This is a genomic window from Amycolatopsis thermophila, assembly GCF_030814215.1.
Lineage (GTDB): Bacteria > Actinomycetota > Actinomycetes > Mycobacteriales > Pseudonocardiaceae > Amycolatopsis_E > Amycolatopsis_E thermophila.
The window spans coordinates 2651226-2667702 of record NZ_JAUSUT010000001.1 but is presented as its reverse complement, the minus strand read 5'-3'; the positions used below and the strand labels follow the sequence as shown (position 1 = coordinate 2667702).

15 protein-coding genes are annotated in these 16477 nt (G+C 70.7%); 4 read left to right on the top strand and 11 right to left on the bottom strand.

Annotated features, from left to right (window positions below):
* Positions 1-7 precede the first annotated feature (7 nt).
* The 3 genes from FB470_RS13305 to FB470_RS13295 all read right to left on the bottom strand — a co-directional run bounded on the left by FB470_RS13305 (position 8) and on the right by FB470_RS13295 (position 4816).
* On the bottom strand, positions 8-2356 hold the full coding sequence (locus FB470_RS13305; protein WP_306991525.1) for an SdrD B-like domain-containing protein: 2349 nt from the start codon (positions 2354-2356) through the stop codon (positions 8-10).
* 128 nt (positions 2357-2484) lie between these two features.
* Complete coding sequence (locus FB470_RS13300; protein WP_306991523.1) at positions 2485-3552, bottom strand: aspartate-semialdehyde dehydrogenase; 1068 nt, start codon at positions 3550-3552, stop codon at positions 2485-2487.
* A 1-nt stretch (position 3553) separates the two neighbouring features.
* A complete protein-coding gene (locus FB470_RS13295) occupies positions 3554-4816 on the bottom strand; it encodes an aspartate kinase (RefSeq protein ID WP_306991521.1) in 1263 nt (420 codons plus the stop codon).
* A gap of 162 nt (positions 4817-4978) precedes the next feature.
* Between FB470_RS13295 and FB470_RS13290 the strand changes: the two genes are divergently transcribed.
* Together FB470_RS13290 and FB470_RS13285 are read left to right on the top strand one after the other, a co-directional pair.
* The gene (locus FB470_RS13290; RefSeq protein WP_306991520.1) at positions 4979-6187 is read left to right on the top strand and encodes a mannosyltransferase family protein; all 1209 of its coding nucleotides are present in this window, start codon (positions 4979-4981) and stop codon (positions 6185-6187) included.
* A complete protein-coding gene (locus FB470_RS13285) occupies positions 6187-6783 on the top strand; it encodes a nitroreductase family protein (protein ID WP_306991517.1) in 597 nt (198 codons plus the stop codon). Before FB470_RS13290 ends, FB470_RS13285 begins: the two co-directional genes overlap by 1 nt.
* Before the next feature lie 20 nt (positions 6784-6803).
* Here the strand turns inward: FB470_RS13285 and FB470_RS13280 are convergent, their stop codons facing one another.
* Entirely contained in the window at positions 6804-7190 is a 387-nt protein-coding gene (locus tag FB470_RS13280; protein ID WP_306991516.1) for a hypothetical protein, read from the bottom strand.
* Positions 7191-7413: 223 nt separating this feature from the next.
* Here FB470_RS13280 and leuA point away from each other — a divergent pair, with 223 nt between their 5' ends.
* Positions 7414-9189 (top strand): 2-isopropylmalate synthase, encoded by a 1776-nt coding sequence (leuA, locus tag FB470_RS13275; protein ID WP_306991514.1) that lies wholly within the window; start codon positions 7414-7416, stop codon positions 9187-9189.
* Positions 9190-9240: 51 nt separating this feature from the next.
* Here leuA and FB470_RS13270 read toward each other — a convergent pair whose 3' ends face one another.
* Positions 9241-9726 carry a carboxymuconolactone decarboxylase family protein gene (locus tag FB470_RS13270; RefSeq protein WP_306991513.1) on the bottom strand — a complete coding sequence of 162 codons (486 nt, stop codon included), beginning with the start codon at positions 9724-9726 and terminating at the stop codon, positions 9241-9243.
* A gap of 137 nt (positions 9727-9863) precedes the next feature.
* Positions 9864-10799 (bottom strand): LysR family transcriptional regulator, encoded by a 936-nt coding sequence (locus FB470_RS13265; protein ID WP_306991511.1) that lies wholly within the window; start codon positions 10797-10799, stop codon positions 9864-9866.
* A gap of 72 nt (positions 10800-10871) precedes the next feature.
* Here FB470_RS13265 and FB470_RS13260 point away from each other — a divergent pair, with 72 nt between their 5' ends.
* Complete coding sequence (locus FB470_RS13260) at positions 10872-11792, top strand: EamA family transporter (RefSeq protein ID WP_306991509.1); 921 nt, start codon at positions 10872-10874, stop codon at positions 11790-11792.
* Here FB470_RS13260 and FB470_RS13255 read toward each other — a convergent pair.
* The 5 genes from FB470_RS13255 to FB470_RS13235 are packed head-to-tail and all read right to left on the bottom strand — an operon-like array spanning position 11747 to position 16468.
* Positions 11747-12391 (bottom strand): DedA family protein, encoded by a 645-nt coding sequence (locus tag FB470_RS13255; RefSeq protein WP_306991508.1) that lies wholly within the window; start codon positions 12389-12391, stop codon positions 11747-11749. The two genes, FB470_RS13260 and FB470_RS13255, sit on opposite strands and share 46 nt — an antisense overlap.
* A gap of 52 nt (positions 12392-12443) precedes the next feature.
* Positions 12444-13541, bottom strand: a complete 1098-nt coding sequence (locus FB470_RS13250; RefSeq protein WP_306991506.1) for an ABC transporter ATP-binding protein — start codon at positions 13539-13541, stop codon at positions 12444-12446.
* A complete protein-coding gene (locus tag FB470_RS13245) occupies positions 13541-14536 on the bottom strand; it encodes an ABC transporter ATP-binding protein (RefSeq protein WP_306991505.1) in 996 nt (331 codons plus the stop codon). Before FB470_RS13245 ends, FB470_RS13250 begins: the two co-directional genes overlap by 1 nt.
* Positions 14537-14540: 4 nt before the next feature.
* On the bottom strand, positions 14541-15467 hold the full coding sequence (locus FB470_RS13240; protein WP_306991503.1) for an ABC transporter permease: 927 nt from the start codon (positions 15465-15467) through the stop codon (positions 14541-14543).
* Positions 15464-16468, bottom strand: a complete 1005-nt coding sequence (locus FB470_RS13235) for an ABC transporter permease (RefSeq protein ID WP_306991501.1) — start codon at positions 16466-16468, stop codon at positions 15464-15466. The genes FB470_RS13240 and FB470_RS13235 overlap by 4 nt, the downstream gene beginning before the upstream one ends.
* Positions 16469-16477: the final 9 nt, after the last annotated feature.

Here is a 16477-nt window from a genome sequence, read left to right as displayed (position 1 = left end):
TACCGGGTCATTGCTCCTGCCCGGCGACCTTCCACCACCGCACGCCGACGACCAGCCCGATCGCGGCGACCACGCCGAACAGCACCCAGCCGACCGGGAACCCGCCACCGCTGGAGGTCTCCTGCGCGGCCGGGGCCACCGCCGGACTGGCGCTGACCAGTCCGATGCGCACCGAGAGGTCCTCGCGCGGCTTCGGCCCGACGGTCACCGGGCCCGAGCAGCCGGGGTCACCGTCCGTTCCGGCGATGCGGAAGTCCCGGTACTCCGCGGGCAGCCCGGCCAGGTCGAAGCAGACCCGGTAAGTGCCGTCGGGCAGGTCGTCGAGCAGGTAGGAGCCGTCGGCGCCGGTGCGCGTCGTCGCGACGGCGCGGCCGGCCGAATCCGTCATCGTCACGGCGATCCCCGCCGCGCGCGGCTCGTCCGCGTCGGGCGTTCCGTTGCCGTTGCGGTCGATCCACAGCAGATCGCCGACCCGGTTGCGGGCCGGGAGGAGTCCGATGTCGACACCTCCCGCGTCGCGGTGCCCGACTCCGACCGGCACCAGCGGAGCGCAGCCGCCCGCCAGGTCCACATCGGAGTCCTTTGTGGACTCGCCGGCCCGCGGCCTGGTGAACTGGTAGCCGGCCACCGGCGCCGGGAGTGCGGCACGGTCCACGCACACCCGGTAGTCGCCGTCCGGCATCCCGCTGAACCAGTACCGCCCGTCGGCACCGGTTGTCGTGGTGCTCTCCTCGGTGCCGTCCGCCCGGAGCAGCTTGACCGGCACCCCGGCCGGCCCGGACTCGCCGGCGTCGGCGATCCCGTTGCGGTTGGTGTCCGTCCACACCCGGTCGCCGATGCGGTTGACCGGGGCGGCGAGCCCGGCGTTGAGCGAATTCTCCTCGCGCTTGCCGAGGCCGAGCGTGACCGCGGACGTGCAGCCGGTCGCCGGGTCGGCACCGGACGCCGCACCCTTCGGCACGGGCGTGAAGTCCGCCGCCGACGGCGGTAGGTTCGCCAGGTCGAAGCACACCTCGAACGAGCCGGACGGCAGGTCCTCGAAGGCGTACCGGCCGTCCGGGCCGGTGGTGGTCATCGCGAACTGGGTGCCGTCCGCGCTGCGCAGCTTGACCGGCACCCCGGCGATCCCGGGTTCGACCGCGCCGAGCTGTCCGTCGCCGTCCTCGTCCTGCCACACCAGCGCCGCGATGCGGTTCACCGGCGGCGCGAGGCCCGCGTCCAGCGTCAGGTCCTGGGTGCGGTTCAACCCGAGGTCGACCACCGCCGTGCAGCCGGTCGCCGGGTCCGGCGCCGAGTCCTGACCCGGGTTCCCGGCCCGCTGCCTGGTCAGCTGGTAGTCGCCGTACTGGGGCGGGAGCTTCGCGGTGTCGAAGCAGACCTGGTAGCCCCCGTCCGGCAGGTGCGAGAACGCGTACTGGCCGTGCGGGCCGGTGCTGGTCCCCGCGACCGGCGTGCCGTCGGCCTTCTGCAGCCGCACGCCCACATCTGCGACTCCGGGTTCGCCCGGGTCCTGCAGGCCGTTGCGGTTGACGTCGGCCCACACCAGGTCGCCCACGCGGTTGAGCCCGCCGACCACGCCCGCGTCGACGGTGTGGTCCACCGAACCGGGCGGGCCGATCGCGACCCGCACGGTCCCCTTGTCGGGGTCCACATCGGAGTCGAGCGACTGGTCGCCCGCGTGCGGAACGGTCCACTTCAGACCATCCGCGGGCGGGGATCCGGGCAGCGGCGCGGTGTTGACGCCGCTGAAGTCGAAGTGCAGCGTGTAGCAGCTGTTGGGCTGCAGGCCCTCCGCCGGGCCGAACAGGTAGCGGCCGGCGCCGTCGGTGGTCTTCTCGGCGAGCGGCGCGCCGCCGCCGTCGCAGCCCAGGAGCTGCACCCGGACCCCGGGCAGGGGCGGCTCGTCGCCGTCCTGGACGCCGTCGCCGTCGGTGTCGAACCAGGTCCGGTCGCCCAGCTGGACCGGCCCGTCGAGGGCGCCGACACCCATCGTCAGGGTCACCGCCTGGCCGCCGCCGACGTCGACGAACTCGGTCAGGCTCGCGCGCTCCGCCTCCTCGGCGGCGGGCTTGAGGTCGGGCATCGACGCCGGGATCGAGGCGTCCACCCGGTACTTCCCGCCGGACAGCGGGGTCGTGACCAGCCGGACGGACCCGTCCGGGCCGGTGACGCCGCTGACGCTGGCACCGCTCGGGTCGGTGGCCACGACGAGGATGCCGCCGACCCCCGCCGCACCCCGGACGACGCGCACCGTGAGCGGGCCGTCGGTGTCGTCCGCGCTCGCGACGAGCAACGACGCGCTCATCCCGAGCAACGCCGCCGCGCACACCAACGCGGCCAGGACATGCCTTGCCAACGCGAGCTCCCCGACTTCTCCCTGCCATTGGACTGCGCCCACCCTAGAAGCGCATTCACGTCAGGCCAGGGAGAAGCCGCCTCCCTATAGGGTGATTTCCGGGAGGCCGGGGCAACTCTGCGTGGCCGTCAGCCGAACTCGGGAGCCAGCTGCTCGGCGATCTCGTAGGTGTTCAGCGCCGCGCCCTTGCGCAGGTTGTCGCCGCACACGAAGAAGTCGAGCGTGTTCGGGAAGTCCAGCGCCTGCCGCACCCGGCCGACGTAGGTCGGGTCGCCACCGACGACCTCCGCGGGGCTCGGGAACCGTCCGTTCTCCGGGTCGTCGACCAGCACGATCGTGGGCTGGGCCTCGAACACCTTGTGCGCGGCCTCGACCGTCACCTCGCGCGCGAACGTCGCGTGCACCGCCAGCGAGTGCGTGGTGACGACCGGGACGCGGACGCACGTCGCGGACACCTTGAGGTCCGGGATGCCGAGGATCTTCCGCGACTCGTTGCGGACCTTCAGCTCTTCGGAGAACCAGCCGTCGCCCTTGTAGGAACCGGCGGCCGGAACGACGTTCAACGCCAACGGGGTACCGGCGAACGGAGTGTCCGAAAGCGACAGCCCGGACGACTCCAGCTCGGCCCGCACGTCACCGGCCTTCGCGCCGAGGCCCTTGCCGGACACCGCGGCCAGCTCGGCCTGCAGCCGGTCGATGCCGGGCTGGCCGGCACCCGAGGCCGCCTGGTAGGAGGCGACCACCAGCTCGGTCAGGCCGAACTCCCGGTGCAGCGCGCCCAGGGCCGCCATCATCGACAGCGTCGTGCAGTTCGGGTTCGCGATGATGCCGCGCGGCCGCTCGCGCACCTTGTCGGCGTTGACCTCGGGCACCACGAGCGGCACCTCGTCGTTCATCCGGAACGCGCCGGAGTTGTCGACCGCGATCGCGCCGCGCTCGGCCGCGATGGGCGCCCACTCGGCGGACACCTCGTCCGGCACGTCGAACATCGCGACGTCGACGCCGTCGAAGGCCTCCGGGGACAACGCGATCACCGTCAGCTCCTCGCCGCGCACGGTGATCTTCTTGCCCGCCGACCGCGGCGACGCGATCAGCCGGATCTCGCCCCACGGCACGCTCTCGCGCCCGTTGATGATGTCGATCATGACCGTGCCGACGGCGCCGGTCGCACCAACCAGAGCCAATGTGGGTGCCATGTCAGCGACCACTCCCTGCGTAGACCACGGCTTCCTCGTCGCCGCCCAGTTCGAAGGCCTCGTGGATCGCGCGCACCGCGTCGTCCAGCTGCGCGTCCCGGATCAGGACCGAGATCCGGATCTCCGAGGTGTTGATGATTTCGATGTTGACGCCGACCTTGGCCAGCGCCTCGCAGAACGTCGCGGTGACGCCCGGGTGCGAGCGCATGCCCGCGCCCACCAGCGACACCTTGCCGACCTGGTCGTCGTAGAGCACGGAGTCGAACTCCAGCTCGCCCTTCAGCTTCTCCAGCTCGGCGACCGCCTTGGGGCCGTTGGCCTTGGACAGCGTGAAGGTGATGTCGGTGCGGCCCGCGGTGTTGGAGACGTTCTGCAGCACCATGTCGATGTCGATCTCGGCGTCGGCGATCACCCGGAAGATCCGGCCCGCGGCGCCGGCGTGGTCCGGCACCCCGGTGACGGTGACCTTGGCCTCCGACCGGTCGTGCGCCACACCGGTGATCAACGCTTGTTCCACGGGGATCTCCTCAATCGAACCGGCCACGGTGGTGCCCGGCTTGTCGCTGTAGGACGAACGGACCCGGATCGGCACGCCGTAGCGGCGGGCGTACTCGACCGAGCGCAGGTGGAGGATCTTCGAACCGCTCGCGGCGAGTTCGAGCATCTCCTCGTACGGGATGGTGTCGAGCTTGCGCGCGTTGGGCACGATCCGCGGGTCGGCGGTGTACACGCCGTCCACATCGGAGTAGATCTCGCACGCGTCCGCGTTGAGCGCCGCGGCCAGCGCCACCGCGGTGGTGTCCGAACCGCCGCGGCCGAGTGTCGTGATGTCCTTGGTGTCCTGCGAGACGCCCTGGAACCCGGCGACCAGCGCGATGTAACCCTGGTCGAGCGCCTCGGTGACCCGGCTGGGCGTGACGTCGATGATGCGCGCGTTGCCGTGCACGCCCGTGGTGACGACACCCGCCTGGGACCCGGTGAACGACCACGCTTCGAAACCGTGTGCCGAAATCGCCATCGCGACAAGCGCGTTGGAAATGCGCTCGCCAGCGGTGAGCAGCATGTCCATCTCTCGTTCGGGCGGCACCGGGTTGACCTGCTGGGCCAGGTCGAGCAACTCGTCGGTGGTGTCACCCATGGCGGAGCAGACGACGACCACGTCGTTGCCCGCCTTCTTGGTGGCCGCGATCCGTTCGGCCACGCGCTTGATGCGATCAGCGCTCTCCAGCGACGAACCGCCGTATTTCTGGACTACGAGCGCCACTTGTCTGCCGACCTCCTATTTCGCACCTTTCGGAGCAGCCTACCGGGGGTTGCGGCCCCGGCCACCCCGTTATGTGGCTCCGGCCACTGCCTCTGGGCAAGCTCGTGGGAAAATGACTAACCTTTTCCGCCCGGCTTTTCAAACTGACCCAGAGGCGAGGTTGTGGAGGCGACGAGCCAGACCGCCCGGCACCCGGCGCAAGCGGGCCCTGGCCTGCCGCTAAACCTCGAGGACCGGCTGCTGAGACGAAGGGCACTCGTGCTGCCCGCGGTGGTCTACCTGGGTGTCCGGGCTCTCGGTGTTGTGGTGCTCACGGTCTTCGCCGCGCTGCACGACACGAGCCTCGCCGCGCGGATCACCGCCTGGGACGGCCAGTGGTACCTCGAGATCGCCGACCGGGGTTACGAACTCGGCCCGATCACCGACGCGTTCGGCCACCCGAACCCGTTCACGCCGCGGGCGTTCTTCCCCTTGTACCCGTTCCTGGTGCGGCTGGTGTCGCCCGCGCTCGGTCCCGAAGGGGCGGCCGTGGTCATCTCGCTGGCCGCGGGGCTGGTCGCCGCGTACGGGCTGGCGCGGCTCGGGCGGATCGTGCGCGGCGGGTCGCGACGGGCGGGCTACATCCTGGTGGCCCTGTTCGCGGCGACGCCGATGAGCGTCGTCCTGTCGATGGCCTACACGGAGGCGCTGTTCTGCGCCCTCGCCGCGTGGGCGCTGGCCGGGGTGCTGGAGCGGCGGTGGGAGCTGGCCGGGGTCTGCTGCGCGCTGGCGGGGCTGGCGCGGTCGTCGGCGCTGGCGCTGATCGTGGCGGTCGCGGTGGCGGCGGTGCCGGCGCTGGTGCGTCGCGAAGACGGCGGCCGCCCGTGGGTGGCGCTGGCCCTGGCGCCGAGCGGGTTGCTGGGCTACCTGTGGTGGACGGGCACGCGGGTGCGGCCCGCGTCGGGGTTCGAGGCGCAGCTGAGCACGTGGTCCGATCTGGAGTGGGAGGGGTGGCGGACCCGGTTCGACGGCGGGGTGGCGACGCTGCGGTTCGTGGTCGGCACGGTGACCAGCGACGACTCGGCGATGAGCGTGCTGACGGTCGCGGTGATCATCGGCGCGCTCGCCGGGCTGGCGGTGCTGGTCCGGCAACGGCGCGAGGGTGTGCTGGCCGCCTACGCGGCCGGGATCGTGGTGATGGCGCTGGGGTCGACCGCGTTAATGCACGCCAAGCCGCGGTTGTTGCTGCCGGCGTTCACGCTGCTGGTCCCGGTGGCGATCGCACTGGCCAAGCGGCGGACGCACACCGTGTGGTGGGTGTGCGCCGGGGTGTCGGTGGCGAGCGCGTGGTTCGGTGCCTTCGCGCTGACGGTCTGGAAGTATGCGATCTGATGGACAAGATGGCCGATTCCAGCGTGCCGCTAGCCGGGCCGATCGCGCAGCGGTGGAGCCCCCGCGCGCTGGACGACACGCGGGACGTGAGCTGGGAGCAGCTGCGGGCGCTGCTGGAGGCGGCCCGGTGGGCGGCGTCGTTCGGCAACACCCAGCCGGCGCGGTTCCTCGTCGGGCGCCGGGGCGATGTCACGTTCCGGCAGATCCTCGGCACGCTCACCGAGCGGAACCAGGCGTGGGCGCACCGGGCGGGCGCGCTGATGGTCGCGATCATGGTGACGCGCAACGAGAAGGGCGAGATCCCGTACGCCGAGTACGGCCTCGGGCTGGCGGCGCAGAACCTGGTGCTGCAGGCGGTGGCCGAAGGTCTGGTCGCGCACCAGATGGCCGGCTTCGACGCGGCCGCGGTCCGGGAGCGGTTCGCCGTGCCGGACGAGGCGGTGCCCCGCGTCGCGATCGCGGTGGGACACGCCGCGGACCCGGCCGTGCTGGGCGTGGAGAAGCTGGTGGCGCGCGAACAGGCGCCCCGCAGTCGTCTGCCGCTGGGGGAGATCGCCTACACGGGCGAGTGGGGCGCGCCGGCGTTCACTTCGTGAGCACGGGGCGCTGGGCGCCGTCAGCCGGTGGCGCCGCCGATGCGCCTGATGATGCGCGTGACGATCGCGGAGACGACGAGCCAGAAGATCGCCGCGATGCCGTAGTTCACCAGCACCCGCAGCTTCTCGTCGGCGGGCTCGAACAGGTCCTTGAACCCGAGCGCCAGGCCGTCGGACCAGTCGCTCACGAACGAGACGATCCCGTTGTCCGGGTTGGCTCCGCCGACCACGAAGATGACGTGCAGCACCAGGATGAGCGCGAAGATCAGGCCGACCCAGCGGACGATGCCGGCGATCAACCCGACCACCTGGTCCTTGACCCGGACCCAGTTCACCTCGCGCTTGGCTCGCGGCTTCTCGTCACCCTCGACGACGTCGCTCTTGCCCTCTTCGGCGTGCTCGGCCATGCGCCGAGTTTCCCACGCGCGGCGACGCTTGGCTACCTGCCAGTAACCGGGCGGGTGTCGACGGGGTCACTTTTCAACATCATCGCGACCGGGCTAGAGTGAATCCGTGGCGCGTGCTCTCCTGCTTCGCTGCCGCGACGGGGCCTGATTCCGACCGGCCCCCCGTCGCGGGGCTTCGTCACGCCGCCGGTCGCCCGACCACCCGGCAGGAGAGTTTCCCAGCATGACCACGCCCGAACCCACCTCGAGCCGCGTACGCACGCCGTCGCGTCCGGCGCCCGCCGATCAGCCCGCGTGGAACCCGCAGCGCGGTAGTTCGATGCCGTACCACCGCTACCAGCCGTGGTACCGGCTGGTGGAGGACATCCAGCTCCCGGACCGCGCCTGGCCCGACAAGCGCATCGAGCGCGCGCCGTTGTGGTGCGCGGTGGACCTGCGGGACGGCAACCAGGCGTTGATCGACCCGATGTCGCCCGCGCGCAAGCGGAAGTTCTTCGAACTGCTGGTGCGCATGGGCTACAAGGAGATCGAGGTCGGGTTCCCGGCGGCGAGCCAGACCGATTTCGACTTCGTGCGGGAGATCATCGAGGACGGCGCGATCCCGGAGGACGTGCGGATCCAGGTACTGACGCAGTGCCGCCCGGAGTTGATCGAGCGCACGTTCCAGTCGCTGGAGGGCGCGCCGCAGGCGATCGTGCACATCTACAACTCGACGTCGATCCTGCAGCGCCGGGTGGTGTTCCGCGAGGAGCGGGAGGGCATCAAGAAGATCGCGCTGCAGGCCGCGGACCTGGTGGTGGAGTACGCGCAGAAGTACTCCGACACCGACTTCCGGTTCCAGTACTCGCCGGAGTCCTACACCGGCACCGAGCTGTCGTACGCGGCCGAGGTGTGCAACGCGGTCACCGACATCTGGCAGCCCACGCCGGAGCGGCCGGTGATCCTGAACCTGCCGGCCACGGTGGAGATGGCCACGCCCAACGTCTACGCCGACTCGATCGAGTGGATGGGCCGCAACCTGGACCGCCGGGACGCGGTCATCCTGTCGCTGCACCCGCACAACGACCGCGGCACCGGCATCGCCGCCGCGGAGCTGGGTTACCAGGCCGGCGCGGACCGGATCGAGGGGTGCCTGTTCGGCAACGGGGAGCGCACCGGCAACGTCGACCTGGTGGCGCTGGGCATGAACATGTTCAGCCAGGGCATCGACCCGCAGATCGACTTCTCCGACATCGACGAGATCAAGCGCACCGTCGAGTACTGCAACCAGCTGCCGGTGCACGAGCGCACCCCGTGGGGCGGTGACCTGGTGTTCACCGCGTTCTCCGGCAGCCACCAGGACGCCATCAACAAGGGCTTCGACGCCCTGCACCGGGCCGCGGAGAAGGCCGGGGTGCCGGTGGAGGAGTTCCCGTGGGAGGTGCCCTACCTGCCCATCGACCCCAAGGACGTCGGCCGCAGCTACGAGGCCGTCATCCGGGTCAACTCCCAGTCCGGCAAGGGCGGCGTGGCCTACATCATGAAGACCGAGCACCAGCTGGACCTGCCGCGCCGGCTGCAGATCGAGTTCTCGCAGGTCATCCAGCGCTACACCGACTCGGAGGGCGGCGAGGTGGACCCGCGCACGATGTGGGACGCCTTCGCCCGCGAGTACCTGGAGCCGCAGACCCCGCTGCAGCTGATCAGCCAGCACGTCACCGCCAACGGCGACTACCAGCTGCGCGCCACCGTGCGGGTGGACGGCGAGGAACAGGAGATCACCGGCTCGGGCAACGGCCCGATCGCCGCCTTCTTCGACGCCCTGTCCACCGTCGGCTACGACCTGCGGCTGCTGGACTACAGCGAACACACCCTCACCCCGGGTGATGACGCGAAGGCCGCCTCCTACATCGAATGCGCCGTCGGCGACAAGGTGTACTGGGGCATCGGCATCGACCCGTCCATCGTCACGGCCTCGCTGCGGGCCGTCGTGTCCGCGGTGAACCGGGCACACCGCTGACGCGGAAAGGCCGGCCGCTCCTTCGGGGGCGGCCGGCCTTTCTCGCACCGGTCAGTTCGTCATGCTCGCGATCATCCCGGCCTGGTAGTCGCCGGCCGGGGTCTTGGTGATGACGTTCATCCGGTTGGCCGCGTTGATCAGGCCGACCAGGGCGACGAGCACGCTGATCTGCTCGTCGTCGAAGTGCTTGCGCACCTGCGCCCAGGTCTCGTCGGACACGCCCTCGTGGGCGTCGGCCAGCCGGGTGCCCTCCTCGGCCAGTGCCAGCGCGGCCCGTTCGGCCTCGGTGAACACGGTGGCCTCGCGCCAGACCGCGACCAGGTTGAGCCGCACCGCGGTCTCCCCGGCGGCGGCGGCCTCCTTGGTGTGCATGTCGACGCACGGGCCGCACCCGTTGATCTGGCTGGCGCGCAGCGCGACCAGTTCCTGCGTGGACGCGGGCAGCGACGAGTGGTGCAGCAACGTGTGGATGCCGGCGAAGCGCCGGGCGAGCTTGCCGCCGATCTCGTTGGCCATCAGGTTGAAGCGGGCTTCCATGTCTTGCTCCCTCGTGGTCGGGTGGTTGCTCGACCACAAGGCACCGCTGGAGCGCCGGTTGTGACAGTGACGCCCGACACACCGCTCGGGCCGCCTGGCCGGTCCGGGTACGACCAGCGGCTGCGTGCCGGCTCCGGCTACCGATCGAATTCGGCCTTGCTCGTCCAGGGCTGTTTCGTCACCGCCGCGGCCTCGGCGTGCAGCAGGTCCAGCACCGTCGCCACGGCGAGGCGGGTTCCGGCGCCCGTGCGCAGGACGGCCTCGATGTGCCGGGCGGCGCGGATCCCGGCCAGTGGCCGGCGCACCAGCCGGCGCGGGCCCAACCCGGCCAGGTAACGCGGCAGCAGCGCGATGCCGTGCCCGGCGGCCACCAGCGCCTCGATGACGCGGAAGTCGTTGATGCGCTGCTTGACCTGCGGCCGCACCCCGGTCCGCACGGCCAGCGACCGCAGCACGTCGTCGACCGGGAAGCCGACGTCCACCGAGATCCACTGCTCCCCGGCCAGCTCGGTGAGGTCCACGCGCCGCCGCCGGGCGAGCCGGTGCCCGGGCGGGAGCGCGACGTCCAGCGGCTCGCGCAGCAAGTGCACCACGTCCAGCCGGGCGGACGGGAACGGCTCGGCGTGCTCGTCCCGGTGGGTGACCACGATGTCGAAGTCCGCGACCAGCTCCGGCACCTCGGCCGGCGTCATGTCGACGTCGCGGATCTCGACCTCCAGGCCCTCGCACCCGGCGATCCGGTGCAGCAGCCCGGGCAGCAGCATCAACGCGGCCGACGGGAAGATCGCGACCCGCACCCGGCCGCGCGGCGCGCTGCGGAACGCGTCCAGCTCGGACTCGGCGCGGTCCAGCGCCGCGAGCACCTCGTCCGCCCGCACCACCAGCGCCCGGCCCGCGTCGGTGAGCCGCAGACCCCGCCCGGCGGGTTCGGTGAGCACCAGCCCGACCTCCGCCTGCAACGCCCTGAGCTGCTGGGACACCGCCGACGGCGTCAGGTGCAGGGCGCGTGCCGCGGCCGTCACGCTGCCGCGGTCGGCGAACTCCCGCAGAACCCGCAGACGTCCGACATCCATGTAGCAACGCTACACAGTAGGTGCAAATAATCTCGATTGTCCTTCAAAGTTGCGGCAGGCACGCTCGAAGGCGTGCCGATTCGCGACCGTCTCCTCGCCCTGTTCGTCGTCGTCCTGTGGGGCCTCAACTTCATCGCGATGCACCCGATGCTCGACCACTTCCCGCCGCTGTTCGCCGGATCACTGCGGTTCCTGGTGATCGCGATCCCGGCGATCCTGTTCATCCCGCGGCCGAAGGTGCCGCTGCGCTGGCTGCTCGGCTTCGGTCTCGGCTTCGGCACCGGCCAGTTCGCGTTCCTGTTCCTCGCGCTCACCCACGGCATGCCGACCGGCCTGGCTTCGCTGGTGCTGCAGTCGTCCGCGCCGTTCACCGTCGTGCTGTGCGGCATCTTCCTGCGCGAACCGCTGTCACCGCGACAGCTGGCCGGCATCCTCGCGGCGGTGGCCGGGATGGGTGTGATCGCCTGGCACCGCGCGGAGAACGCGGTGCTGCTGCCGGTCGTCCTCACCCTGCTCGGCGCGCTGTGCTGGGCCCTGGGGAACATCTTCTCGCGCAAGGCGCTCCAGCACGAGAGCCGGCCGAACCCGGTCCACTTCACGCTGTGGATGTCGGTCGTCCCGCCGATCCCGATGTTCGTGCTCTCCACGATCTTCGAGGGGCCGTCCGCGCAGTGGCGGTCGCTGTCCACCCTGGGCACGTCCGAGGGCCTGGCGGGGCTGGCCGGGTTCGGCTACGTCGTGCTCATCGGTACGGTACTCGGGTCGAGCATCTGGACCGTCCTGATGCGCCGCAACCCGGCCAACGTGGTCGCGCCGTTCTCGCTGCTCGTGCCGGTGGTCGGCATGACGGCGGCGTTCCTGGTGCTCGACGAGACCCCGGCGCTGGTCGAGGTGCTGGCCGGGGTGGTCGTGGTCGCCGGGGTGCTGTTCGGCTCCCTGCCGAAGCGTCAGCGCTCGGCGGAGGCGCTCTCCACCGAGCTCGTCTCCCCGTGACGGCGGCCCATCCGCTTCTTGACGACCAGGCTGACGACCACGCCCACCACGATCGCGACTCCCAACGCGATGTAGGAGAAGCGGGACAGCCACTTCTCCGCGACCACGCCGAGCGAGTACACCAGCGCCGTCGTGCCGCCCGCCCAGACGATGCCGCCGAGCGCGTTGGCGGTCAGGAACCGCGGGTAGTGCATGCGCAGGGACCCGGCGAGCGGGCCGCACAGAATCCGCAGAATTGCGACAAAACGCCCGAAGAAAACCGCCCACATCCCCCGTTTCCGGAACAACCGCTCAGCCGTGCGGACGTGGTCGGGACCGAAGTGCTTGGGGAACTTCCGCCCCGCCCAGTCGAACAGGCGCTGCCCGCCCTTTCGCCCGATCAGGTAGCCGATGCTGTCCCCGGCGATGGCACCGGCGCTGCCGACGATGCCGATCAGCCACGGGTTCAGCCCGTCGTGGTGCGACGCCAGGAGAGCCGCGCTGACCAGCACGATCTCACCCGGTAGCGGGATGCCGAGGCTCTCGCACCCGATCACCAGTCCCACCGCGAGGTACACGAGTAGCGGCGGAATGGCCTCCAGCCACTGGTCGATGTGCACTGTCGAGCCCCCTGTCGGATACCCCGGCGGAATTGCCGTCAGGGTACCCGTTTCAGGGCTCGAGCATTTCGGCCACCGAAGCCGCCTGCGGGAAAACCGAGTCCGACGCCTGTGCGGTGACCAGTTCCGGTTTCACCTCGTGGGGCGTGATCCGGCCGGCCTGGATGTCCTCCGCCCAGTGGCACGCCACCCGGTGTCCCGCGCCCAGTTCGCGCAGCGCGGGCCGCTCCGTGTCGCACTTCGTCTCCTGCCGCCAGGGGCAGCGGGTGTGGAACCGGCAACCCGACGGCGGGTTGGCCGGCGAGGGCAGGTCACCGGCGAGCAGGATCTGCTCCCGGCTGTCTTCGACCACCGGGTCCGGCACCGGGATCGCCGACAGCAGCGCCTTCGTGTACGGGTGCAGCGGCTCGTCGTACAGCGTCTGCGCGTCGGTCTCCTCGACCAGCGAGCCCAGGTACATCACGCCGATGCGGTCGGAGATGTGCCGGACGACCGCGAGGTCGTGGGCGATCACCAGGTAGGTCAGGCCGAGCGAGTCCTGCAGCTCCTCGAGCAGGTTGATCACCTGCGCCTGCACGGACACGTCCAGCGCGGACACCGGCTCGTCGGCCACGATCAGGTCCGGCTCGACGGCCAGCGCGCGGGCGATGCCGATGCGCTGCCGCTGCCCGCCGGAGAACTCGTGCGGGTACTTCCGCAGCGAGCTCTCGGCCAGGCCGACCGCGGCCAGCAACTCACGCAAACGCTTGCGCGTGCTGTCCCTGCCCTTGTCCAGCCCGTGCGCCCGCATGCCCTCGATCAGGATCGACTCGACGGACTGCCGCGGGTCGAGGCTGGACAGCGGGTCCTGGAACACCATCTGCATCCGGCGCCGCATCTTCCGCAGCGACTCGCCCTTGAGCGTCGACAGGTCGGTGCCGTCGAAGACGGCGCGGCCGCCGGTCGGCTCGACCAGCCGCAGGATGCTCCGCCCCAGCGTGGTCTTGCCGCAGCCGGACTCGCCGACCAGGCCGTAGGTCTCGCCGCGCTGGATCTCCAGGTCGACCCCGTCCACGGCGTAGACGTGCCCGACCGTGCGGTCCAGCACGACGCCGCGCTTGATCGGGAAGTGCACCTGCAGGCCTTCCACGCTCACCAGCGGTTCCGACATCAGCGCACCCCCTCGCCCGCGGCGACCGGACGGCTCACCGGGTTGTGGCACCGCAGCATCCCCTCGGTGCCGGGTTCGAGTTCCGGCGTGACCTCGCGGCAGATGTCCAGCGCGTTCGGACAGCGCGGCGCGAACGCGCACCCCTGCGACCAGGGGATGTTGTCGGTCACCGAGCCCTTGATCGGCACCAGCTTCTCACCACGCGGCGCGTCCAGCCGCGGGATCGAGGCGAGCAGCCCGTGCGTGTACGGGTGCCGCGCCGACGCGAACAGCGCATGCCGCTCCGCTCGCTCCACGATCCGCCCGCCGTACATGACGTTGACCTCGTCGCACAGGCCCGCGACCACGCCGAGGTCGTGCGTGATCATGATCAGCGCGGTGCCGGTGTCGCGCACCAGCTCGGACAGCAGCGCCAGGATCTGCGCCTGGATCGTCACGTCCAGCGCGGTGGTCGGCTCGTCCGCGATCAGCAGCCGCGGACGGCAGGCCAGCGCGATCGCGATGAGCGCGCGCTGCCGCATGCCGCCGGAGAGCTGGTGCGGGTACTCCGAGAGCCGCCGGTTCGGGTCCGGGATGCCCACGCGGTCGAGCAGGTCCGCGGCCTCGACCCGGGCCTGTTTGCGTTCCATCTTCCGGTGCCGTTCCAGCACCTCGGTGATCTGCAGCCCGATCGGGATCACCGGGTTCAGCGACGACAGCGGGTCCTGGAACACCATGCCGAGGTCGCGGCCGCGCCGGTCGCGCAGCTGCCGGTCGGACAGCCGCAGCAGGTCGGTGTCCTCGAACATCACCTCGCCGGTCACCTTCGCGCCGCGCTTGGGCAGCAGGCCCATGATCGCGAGCGCCGTGACCGACTTGCCGCTGCCGGACTCGCCGACCAGGCCGACCGTGCGGCCCGGCTCGACGTCGAAGCTGACCCCGTCGACCGCCGTGAACGGCCGGGTCCCCTTGCGGTGGAAGACGACCGACAGGTCGTGTACTTGCAGAAGACTCAACGCGCTACCGCCTGTTCTTCGGGTCGAGCGCCTCGCGCAGCGACTCGCCGAGCAGCGTGAACCCCAGCGCCACCACGATGATCGCGATGGCCGGGTAGAACGCCAGGCTCGGTTTGACGTCCAGCAGGTTCTGGGCCTGTGCCAGCATCAGCCCCCACTCGGCGCGGCTGGGGTCGTTGTCGCCCAGACCGAGGAACGACAGGGCCGCCACGTCGATGATCGACGTCGCCAGGGTCAGGGTGGCCTGCACCACCACCGGACCGAGTGAGTTCGGCAGCATGTGCCGGAACACGATCGTGCTGCGCCGGACACCCAGTGCGGTGGCGGCGAGCACGTGGTCGCTCGCTCTCTGCGACAACATCGCGCCCCGCAGCAACCGGGCGAAGACCGGCACGCTCACCACCGCGACCGCGATGATGACCGTCCACTGCGTCCCTTGCGAGAACAGCGCCGCGACCGAGATCGCCAGCAGCAGCGAAGGGATCGCCAGCAGGATGTCGGTGAACCGCATCAGCAGCGTGTCCACCCAGCCGCCGAGCGCGCCGGCCAGCCCGCCGATCAGCATGCCGACCGTCAGCCCGATCAGGGTGGCGACCACACCGACGATCAGCGTCTGCTGGGCGCCGACCAGCAGACGGGAGAAGAAGTCGTACCCGCGGTGGTCGCTGCCGAGCACGAACCCGTCCATCGGGCCGGGGATGAAGTCCGGCCGCAGGTTCCGCCGCAGCTCGTCGTAGGGGATGTAGGGGTCCTTCGGCGCCAGGAACGGGGCCAGGATCGCCAGCAGCACGAACAGCACGGTGATGACCGCGCCGGTGATCGCCACCGGGTTGCGCAGCATCCGCCTGACCGCGTCGGCGGCGAGGCTGGTGCCGCCGGTTTCCGCCAGGTCGTCGATGCGTTCGGCCTTGCGCCGCAAGATGGAGGTCATCGCACTCGCACCCTCGGATCGATGATCGCGTACGAGATGTCGACCAGCAGGTTCACCAGCACGTACACCGCGGCGGCCAGCAACAGCAGCGCCTGCAGCCGCGGGTAGTCGCGGCGCTCGATGCCCTGCGCCAGCAGGGAACCCAGGCCGTTCCAGTTGAACACCTTCTCGGTGAGCACGGCCCCGGCGAGCAGCAGGCCGGTCTGCAGGCCGATCGTCGTCGACACCGGCAAGAGCGCGTTGCGCAGCACGTGCCGCTGCCGGATCGTCGCCGTGGTCAGGCCCTTGGACTCGGCGGTGCGCACGAAGTCCTCCTGCTGCACGTCCAGCACGGACGCGCGGGTGATCCGCACGATCACCGCGAACGGGATGCTGGCCAGCGCGATCGCGGGCAGGATCAGGTGCTTGATCGCGTCCCACGTGGCGTCCAGCTCGCCGGTGAGCAGGCCGTCCAGCGTGAAGAACCCGGTGATGTGCGTGGCGTCGATGGTCACGTCCTGGCGCCCGGACGGGGGCAGGAGGCCGAGCTTCTGCGCGAACACGTACTTGAGCAGCACACCGAAGAAGAACACCGGCACCGCCACACCGACCAGCGTGGTGAGCACGGTGGCGTTGTCCAGGAACCGGCCGCGGTAGTGGGCGGCGAGGTATCCCATCGGGATCCCGAAGCCGACCGCGAGCACCAGTGCGGCGATGGACAGCTCGATGGTCGCGGGCAAGGCGCGGCCGATCTCGGACAGCACGGCGTCACCGCTGATCAGGGAGGCACCGAAGTCACCGGTGAGGACGCGGCCGAGGAACTTGAAGTACTGGACGAAGATCGGTCGATCCAGGCCCAGCACCGCGTTCAGGGACGCGATCTTCTCCGGCGTCGCCTTGTCGCCGAGCAGCGCGGTGGCGGGGCCACCGGGCAGCAGGCGGAGCCAGGCGAAGACCAGGATGGAGAGTACGAGGAGCGTCGGAACCGCTTGCAGCAGCCGACGGACTGTGAATCGGAGCATGTGATCGCC